Source organism: bacterium, assembly GCA_024226335.1.
Lineage (GTDB): Bacteria > Myxococcota_A > UBA9160 > SZUA-336 > SZUA-336 > JAAELY01.
In genome coordinates this window covers 1-8551 of the sequence record JAAELY010000467.1, presented here as the reverse complement: position 1 = coordinate 8551, position 8551 = coordinate 1, and the positions used below count along the sequence as shown (strand labels likewise).

Here is an 8551-nt window from a genome sequence, read left to right as displayed (position 1 = left end):
CTCCGCGCACATCGTCAATGGCACTCTCAACGTCAACGAGACCGTACACCTGGCAGAACGGACCGCCGCTGCATTGATCTCGAGCGACGGCCTGGAATCCGCCAGTACGGAGACCGAGCAGTGAAGCCGATCTGCAGCCTTTCGCTCGACCTCGACGACCAGTGGTCGTACATGAAGACTCATGGGGACGAGGGTTGGCAAGAGTACCCTTCCTACCTGGGAGTTCTGGTTCCTCGGGTGCTCGAATTCGCGGACGAGCGCGGCCTGCGCATGACCGTATTCGTGGTCGGACGCGATGCGGAATCCCCCGGAGGTCGCGAACAGATCGCTTCGATCGCCCTTGCGGGACACGAACTGGGCAACCACTCCTTCGAACACGAGCCCTGGATGAGCCGCTACACGCCCAAGCAGGCCCAGGTCGAGATCCAGCGTACCGAAGAGGCGATCGCAGCAGCGGCCGGCGTGCGACCGCGGGGATTTCGCGGTCCCGGCTATGCCCTCAGTCTTCCGATACTCCAGGTCCTGGTCGAGCGAGGCTACCGTTACGATGCCTCGACGTTGCCGAGCTATCTGGGACCGCTCGCCCGCGCCTACTATCTCCGCAAGGCAAACCTGAGCGAGGCCGAACGCGCCGAACGTGAAGTCTTGTTCGGCAGCCTGTCCGACGGTCTACGCCCCAGTGGCGCCTACGAGTGGAATTTCGAAGGCCAACGACTGCTCGAGATACCGGTCACGACTCTGCCAGGAATCAAGCTTCCGTTTCATCTGAGCTACGTGTTGTACCTGTCGACGTTTTCTCCCGCACTTGCGCGCAGCTACTTTCGCAACGCCCTGCGCGTCTGTCGCTGGTTTGGTGTCGAGCCTTCGATCCTATTGCACCCCCTCGACTTCCTGGGCGCAGACGACGTCGACGCGCTGGCCTTCTTCCCCGGAATGTCGCTTTCGGGCGAGCTCAAACGTCGTCGTGTGTCGGATTACCTGGAAGATCTCGCAAGGGATTTCGAGGTGATGCCGGTGATCGAACACTCCGAACAGCTCCTGAAAGGAAGCCCTCTCAGAGCCCGGACACCCGAGTTTTCCTGACGAACCGGCGAAACTGAAAGTGATTGGGAACGTTGACCGATCAGTGTGCGCACGGGAGCGGGAAACCAGGAGGAATGAACCGGGATGGCTTCGCAGGGCCAGCACGGCGAGACGGGAAAACCGTCCCCGATCAAGATTCTGACCCTGATCGGGACCCGTCCCGAGGTCATCAAGCTCGCACCCGTCATCCGCGCACTCGAGTCGACTCCGGGAGTCGTGGCGGTCAACACCGCCTCGGGTCAACACACCGACCTCTTCGAACCGCTCGCGCAGACGTTTGATCTGCAGATCCACCAGCGCTTCCGACTCGAACGCCGCGATCCGGGCCTGGCGTCACTGACGCGCGAACTCCTCGAGCACCTGGATGAACTCTTCGAGCGCGAGCAGCCCGATATGATCCTGGTACAGGGAGACACCACGACGGCGATGATCGGAGCCCTCGGCGGTTTCTACCGACGCATTCCCGTGGGACACGTTGAAGCGAGATTGCGCTCCGGAAATCCCGACAACCCGTTTCCCGAAGAAATCAACCGGCGCCTGATCGGCCAGCTCGCAACCGTGCACTACGCACCCACACCGCGCAGCGCCCGAACCCTGATTGACGAAGGCATCGCTGACTCCCGAGTCGAGATGGTGGGAAACCCGGTCGTGGATTCTCTGCCCTGGGCACTTTCGATGACCGATGTGCCCGAACGCGCGGGCGAACTGATCGACTGGGTCGGCGAGCAAAGACTGATACTACTGACGACCCATCGCCGCGAGAGTTTCGGCAGGACGATGGCCAAACGCCTCCACGCCCTGCGGGCTTTCGTCTGTTCACGTGATGATCTGGCCTTGGTCTTTCCGGTTCATCCGAACCCAGCCGTGCGAGAGGCCGCAACCCGCGAACTCGGGGAATGCGATCGCATCAAGCTCATCGCTCCCCTGGATTACCTCGACTTCATTCACCTGGCGCGTGCGGCCTGGTTGCTGGTCTCGGATTCAGGCGGTGTGCAAGAGGAGGCTCCCACTCTGGGCACACCACTGCTGGTGATCCGCGACAATACTGAACGCCCCGAAGCCGTCGAAGCTGGAGTTGCCCGCCTGGCCGGTGGACCCGCCAGCGAACTGTCCCGACTCCTAGAGCAGACCTACGATGATTCCGCCTGGCACCAGACGGTGTGGGAGACCGAGAACCCCTTCGGCGACGGAGCTAGCGGCCAGCGTATCGCCAGATCTGCACTCAGATATGTCCTCGAAGCCCGCGAGGCAAAGCGTTGAACATCCCGGAAACAACCGTGGAAGAGTCGCGCAAGCACCTGTTGACCGTCGCGGTCGAAGACTACTTCCATTCCGCGGCACTCAATCCGTTGATCCCCTCCCACCACTGGAAGCGTTTCGAGAGCCGAGTGCCCGACAATACCCGGCGCGCCCTCGACATGCTCGAGCGGCACGGCGCACGAGCGACCTTCTTCGTACTGGGCTGGATTGCCGAGCAGATGCCGGAAGTCGTGCGCGAGATCGTAGATCGAGGCCACGAGGTCGCCAGCAAGGGCTACCTCCACGAACCGCTTCAGCAAATGACACGCCGCGAGTTCCGCGACGACCTCTTGCGCGCACGCGATGTCCTGGAACGCGCGACGGGTCGAGCGATCGTCGGGCATCGGGTCGCGCAGGGCAGCATCGGCCTCGACGACCTCTGGGCCCTCGACACCATGGCGGCCAACGGATTCGTCTACGACTCCAGCATGTACCCGCGCTTTCGCTCGATCGCGAGCCAGCCCTGGAGACGATTCCCCCATGTGCACCGCTCTGGCGACCTGGAACTTCACGAACTCCCGCTTTCGACATGGGGCTTCGACGAGTGGCTTCTTCCGGCCGCCGGCGGCAACGTGTTCCGGCAGCTTCCCGAGAGCCTGATGCGTCGACTCGTAGAGTCATGGAATCGCACCTACGACGCGCCATTCAATATGCACTTCCACGTTTGGGAAATCGATCCGGAACTACCTCGCATTACCTCAGCCGGTTGGTTCGCCCACGTCCGCCAGTATCGAAACCTGCGCCGGATGCCCGATGTTCTTCGACACTACCTGGAGACCTACCGTTTCCAGAGCATCGCATCGTATCTGGATCTGGATCCCAATCGCCCTCCGCGTGTGACGGCGCGCTGCGACGCACTCGTGCGCACGAATTCCGCCGCACAATCCGACGATACGACGCACGAGCCCATTACAATCGTAATTCCGTGCTTCAACGAAGAACTGGTCCTGCCCTATCTGAACAACACACTGCACGATCTCGAGGACTCCCTTCGAGATCACTACAATGTTCGTTTCATCATGGTCGACGACGGCAGCAACGATGCCACCTGGCGAGACCTGGACCGCCTTTTCGGGGATCGGCCCGAATTCGAACTGATGCGGCACGAGCGCAATCAGGGCGTCGCCGCTGCGATCTTGACCGGTATCCGCCACGCGAAAACCGATATCGTGTGCTCCATCGACTGCGACTGCACCTACGATCCTCGCCAACTCAGCGCCATGCTTCCTCTCCTCGAAGACGGCGTGGCCATGGTGACCGCATCGCCCTACCACCCATTGGGCGAAGTCCGCGGCGTACCGCACTGGCGACTCTTCCTGTCGCGCACACTCTCGGTCTTGTACCGCCACATCCTGCGAACTCAGCTCGCCACCTACTCCAGTTGCTTCCGCGTCTACGACCGCAAGCGTGTCACCGATCTGCAACCGAAGGATTCGGGATTCCTGGGTGTGACCGAGATGCTGGTACTGCTGGATTCACGGGGAGAACGAGTGGAGGAGTGCCCGGCGGTACTCGAAGTGCGGATGCTGGGCCATTCGAAGATGAAGACGCTGTCGACCATTGCACAGCATCTGGGCTTGATCGGCCGCGTTCTTGCCGATCGCATGCTCACCAGATCGGCGCAGGCGGGAGACTGAACTCGAGCGAGCACGGGGACTTTCCGACTGGGATCATGCGATCATCGCAACCGACCGTGCGCATTCTCTACTACGACCACAACCGCCCGGAACAAGACCAGGCTCCGTTTCGCCACGGCGAGGCGGGCACGATCTGGCTGGACGGCCAGGGCCTGCCCGATAGTCGCCGTCGCTTGACGATCTTCCCGAACGCACTCCACGCGTTGTGGGAACACGGCGAAGTGGAGGCCCTGCGAAAGAACGGTATCGCGGGCCTGGAACCGGGGATCGAAACCCTGATCCCTCCGGGATCGATCGACAATGTAGCGGCCGTCTTCCGCAGGGCGGATCGCCGCACCTACGGGGCGCGGTACGAGTTCGTCATCGGCAAGGGGAGCGATCCCGAGCCGACCGAGTACCGCCTGGCCGTCAACAATCGCGAGTACCAGCGAGCACTCGCGCAACTGCACTTCCTGTGCACGAGCAGTTCCCGCGAAGGGCACGGGGTGTATCTGGTCCTCTGAGAACTGCCGAGATCTTCAGCTCTCGCTCACTCCCTTGGGTGCGCGCTGCTTCATGAATCCGAACATATAGCCAGCCACCCGTCGCATCTGGATCTCCTCGGCGCCCTCTGTGATCCGATAGCGCCGGTGATGTCGATAGATATGCTCGAAAGGCTTGTGACGCGAATATCCGAGTCCACCGTGCACCTGCATGGCCCGATCCGCCGCCTCACAGCACAGGCGATTCGCCCAGTAGTTGCACATCGAAACCTTGTCGGAAACGGAGAAGGCGCCGTAGGTGTCCATCTGCCAGGCGGTCTTGTGAATCAACGCGCGCACCATTTCGCCCTGTGTCTGTAGTTCGACGAGCGGAAACTGAATGGCTTGATTGGTTGCGAGCGGTTTTCCGAAAGGCGCTCGTTCCTTGGCATACTCGATCGATTTGTTGATGCAAAACTGTGCTGCGCCGAGACTCGACGCCGCCTGACGAATGCGATTCTCGTTGAAGAAGTGCTGAACGACACCCAGACCTTTGCCCTCCCCACCAAAGACAGCCTCATCGGGAACCCAGACGTCCTTTAGCGAGACTCGACCGTGATCCGTGGGCATATTGAAGCTCCAGAGCATCTCTTCGACCTTGAAGCCCTCGGCATCGGTCGGCACCAGAAAGGCCGTAATGCCGTTTGCATCGCCCGCCTTGCCGCCAGTGCGCGCAAAGATCAGATCGTAGGGTGCCTTGTGGATGCCGGTGTTCCAGCTCTTCTCCCCATTGATGCGCCAGCCACTGCCGTCGCGCACAGCAGCGGTCTCCATATGGGTCGCGTCAGAGCCATGCGCCGATTCCGTGATGCCAAACGCAAAGCTGCGCTTGCCCTCAAGCAGGGGTCCAATCCAGTCGGCCTTCTGGGCTTCACTTCCGTGGTGAAGCATCAGAAGCAGAGCCACGTTATTGCCGACGATCGAGTGTTCATTCTGCAGATCGTTGTGCAGACCGAGGCCCCGGGTCGCCAGATGCTCGCGAATGACCGCCATGCCCAGATTCGTACCGTCCTGGCCTCCGAACTCGCGCGGGTACGGGTAGCGATAATGGCCCGCGGCGTCCGCAAGGTTTCGAGCTTCGCGCAGGAGTTCTTCCCACTCTTCGTTTGGCTGACCGTCGCGCTCCCAGTCGGTGCGCGCATTCTCACGACGATGATCGAAGAATCGCATATTGTCATTCGACTGCTCGAGCGGTTGGATCTCGCGCTCGATGAAGTCGTCGAGTTCCGCGAGAAATTTGACCAGGTCTTCAGGGATGTCGAAATTCACACCGCCCTCCTATCAGTGGAGCCATGATGCCACAACCGATTCACCCCCTCCCACCTGGCTGATTGCACTTGCCAGCCTGATTGCACTCGCCAGCCTGATTGCACTCGCCAGCCTGATTGCACTCGCCAACAACAACAGATAGGTTGGATTTTCGCTGTAGTATCGGAGTAGACACGTGAGCGATTCGCCCCCCCAGGTCATCGAACTGTCCAGAGAAGACGGTGTCGCGACCCTGACCTTCCACCGGCCCGAGAGCCTCAACTCGTTGACCCCTGAGCTTTTTGGAGAACTGGCCGAACGCTTCGAAGAAGTGGCGGCGAACGCGGAAGACCGCGTCATGGTTCTGACGGGCTCGGGCAAGGCGTTCTGTGCTGGGGCAGATCTGCGCGGCTCCCCCGGTTCCGCCGACAAACTGCGCCAGAGCCGTGTCGGCCTGACTCAATGGCTGCGCACCACGGTGTACGCCGCCCTCGCCCTGAACCGGATCTCCAAACCAACGATCGCCGCCGTCAACGGAATAGCCGCGGGCGGCGGTTGCAATCTCGCGCTCGGTTGCGACATCGTTTTTGCGGGGGAATCGGCGTCGTTCAGCGAGATCTTCGTCAAGCGCGGACTGGGGATCGACTACGGCGGTACGTGGTTGCTTCCGCGTCTGATCGGCCTGCAGCGCGCCAAGGACCTGGCTTTCCGGGGTGACGTAATCGACGCAAAGACCGCCCTCGAGTACGGACTGGTGCTCGAAGTCGTGCCCGATCGGGATTTGCAATCGCGTGTGAGCGAATACGCACGCGAACTCGCAAAACGGCCACCCGTAGCTTTGTCGGCAATCAAGTCCAGTTTGAACCGAGCCACGTCCTGCGACTTCGAGACCGCACTCGAAATCGAGATTAGCCATCAGGCGCATTGCATGGGAACAAAGGACTTCCGCGAAGCGGTCGCAGCCTTCTTCCAGAAACGCGAAGGTCGCTACGTAGGCGAATGAGGAGATCGCAATGAGGCTTCCCAAGACCAGTCTGGCCATGGTCCAGACGGCCCCTCGAAAACTGGAACCCATGGACCTCCCGCTGCCGGAGATTGACGCCGACTCGGGAATCGTCCGCATCGAGGCCTGTGGAATCTGCGGCAGCGACTACGAACAGTTCGGGGGGGCGCTTCGCACGCCGATGCCAGCAGTTCCGGGCCATGAACCACTGGGCGTAGTTGCGGCAATCGGCGACCGCGCCGCAAAGCGCTGGGGCATCGACGTCGGCGATCGGATCGCCGTAGAGACGATGCTCGCCTGCCACCACTGCAGACCCTGCCTCGGCGGTTCGTATCATCTGTGCAACTCCCGCCGCATCTACTCCAATATCCCCCTGAGTGAAGAGCCGGGACTCTGGGGTTCGTATGCGCAGTACATGTATCTGGACCCGAATGCAGTGGTGCACAAAGTCGATGCATCGCTTCCGGCCTCACTCGCTGTGATGTTCAATCCACTGGGTGCGGGTTTTCGCTGGGGCGTGGAAGTCCCGCAGACCAAACCGGGGGATACCGTTGCGATTCTGGGGCCGGGCCAGCGCGGCCTGGCGGCCGTACTCGCCTGCCGCGAAGCGGGTGCCTCGCGCATCATCGTCACCGGGCTCGAAGCAGATGCCGAGAAACTCGCCATCGCACGCGAATTCGGAGCCGACGCGACGATCGACGTACAGAATGAAAACACCAAACAGCGAATGCGGGAACTCACCGACGGTCGGGGCGCGGATGTGGTGCTCGATGTGTCGTCGCACGCAACCCAACCCGTCGCAGAGTCGATCGACTACGTGCGCATGGGAGGGAAAGTCGTATTGGCCGGAGTGAAGGGCTTCAAGGAGATTCCCGGATTCATCTCCGACAAGATCGTGATGAAGGAAGTGACGATCCACGGCGCGATCGGCGTGACGAGTTCGGGTTATGCCAATGCCATCCGCTTGATCGAAAGCCTCAAGTACCCGCTGGAACGCATGCACACGCACGACTTCACCCTGCAGGAAGCCGAACTCGCCATCCGCACTCTCGCTCGGGAGATTCCCGGAGACGAGTCCATCCACTCCTGTTTGATCCCCGAGAGTTGAGGAATACGCCATGGAAGAGATCCGAAACTGGCTAGAGAAATCTCCCTACAGCCGTTTCCTGGGCATGCGTCTCGAAAGCATCGACGAGACCGGTGCACGCATCGCCCTGCCCTACAAGGACGAGAATTCCAACCCGGGGAAGGCCCTGCACGGCGGTTGTGCGGCGTCACTGGGAAGCGTGTGCGGGCACGCCGTCGCGCGAGCAGCGCTCGGACCCGATACGGGACCCTGGCACACCGTACAGATGCAGTTGAATTACCTAGAGTTGTGGTCCGGAGAATGTACCTGGCACGGGGTGTGCGTAGTGAACGGGAATGCGCGAACTCCCGACTTGTCCAAAGCCACCCTTCTGCCCCAACCCAGAGTGTGATTTCCACCGAACTTCGCAGGGTTGGAAGTTCATCAAGAAAGGCTTCTTCACTCGAGATGTGAATCCCAGGAAGATTCAGCGGTACAGGTGTCAACGCTGCAACCGGTCCTTCAGCTCACAAACCTTCAGTCTCACTTACTGGCTCAAACGACCCGACCTGATCTCGCAGCTGTTCTACCGAGTCCTCGGTTGCTCTGCACTGCGCCAGATCGCACCGGAGTTCGGAGTCTCCCACTCCACCGTGCTCCGACAACTCGATCGGCTTGGGCGTCACTGCCTGTT

General features: G+C 61.0%; 9 protein-coding genes. 8 read left to right on the top strand and 1 reads right to left on the bottom strand.

Going from position 1 to position 8551, the window contains the following annotated elements:
• Window positions 1-171: 171 nt before the first annotated feature.
• From GY725_22285 to GY725_22270, 4 genes are all read left to right on the top strand, one after another.
• Window positions 172-1083, top strand: a complete 912-nt coding sequence (locus tag GY725_22285; protein ID MCP4006918.1) for a polysaccharide deacetylase family protein — start codon at window positions 172-174, stop codon at window positions 1081-1083.
• A gap of 84 nt (window positions 1084-1167) precedes the next feature.
• Window positions 1168-2343: a UDP-N-acetylglucosamine 2-epimerase (non-hydrolyzing) gene (gene wecB, locus GY725_22280; GenBank protein MCP4006917.1), complete on the top strand. Its 1176-nt coding sequence runs from the start codon at window positions 1168-1170 to the stop codon at window positions 2341-2343.
• Window positions 2344-2360: 17 nt separating this feature from the next.
• The gene (locus GY725_22275) at window positions 2361-4019 is read left to right on the top strand and encodes a glycosyltransferase (GenBank protein MCP4006916.1); all 1659 of its coding nucleotides are present in this window, start codon (window positions 2361-2363) and stop codon (window positions 4017-4019) included.
• Between the two features lie 35 nt (window positions 4020-4054).
• Window positions 4055-4522, top strand: coding sequence for a hypothetical protein (locus GY725_22270; protein MCP4006915.1), 468 nt, complete (start codon window positions 4055-4057; stop codon window positions 4520-4522).
• 15 nt (window positions 4523-4537) lie between these two features.
• On the opposite strand, the gene GY725_22265 is transcribed toward GY725_22270, so the two are convergent.
• Entirely contained in the window at window positions 4538-5809 is a 1272-nt protein-coding gene (locus tag GY725_22265; protein MCP4006914.1) for an acyl-CoA dehydrogenase family protein, read from the bottom strand.
• Between GY725_22265 and GY725_22260 the strand changes: the two genes are divergently transcribed.
• The 4 genes from GY725_22260 to GY725_22245 are packed head-to-tail and all read left to right on the top strand — an operon-like array spanning window position 5796 to window position 8269.
• Complete coding sequence (locus GY725_22260; GenBank protein ID MCP4006913.1) at window positions 5796-5951, top strand: hypothetical protein; 156 nt, start codon at window positions 5796-5798, stop codon at window positions 5949-5951. The genes GY725_22265 and GY725_22260 overlap by 14 nt on opposite strands.
• Window positions 5952-5984: 33 nt before the next feature.
• Window positions 5985-6791 (top strand): enoyl-CoA hydratase, encoded by an 807-nt coding sequence (locus GY725_22255; GenBank protein MCP4006912.1) that lies wholly within the window; start codon window positions 5985-5987, stop codon window positions 6789-6791.
• 10 nt (window positions 6792-6801) lie between these two features.
• The gene (locus GY725_22250; protein MCP4006911.1) at window positions 6802-7899 is read left to right on the top strand and encodes an alcohol dehydrogenase catalytic domain-containing protein; all 1098 of its coding nucleotides are present in this window, start codon (window positions 6802-6804) and stop codon (window positions 7897-7899) included.
• A gap of 10 nt (window positions 7900-7909) precedes the next feature.
• On the top strand, window positions 7910-8269 hold the full coding sequence (locus tag GY725_22245) for a PaaI family thioesterase (protein ID MCP4006910.1): 360 nt from the start codon (window positions 7910-7912) through the stop codon (window positions 8267-8269).
• Window positions 8270-8551: the final 282 nt, after the last annotated feature.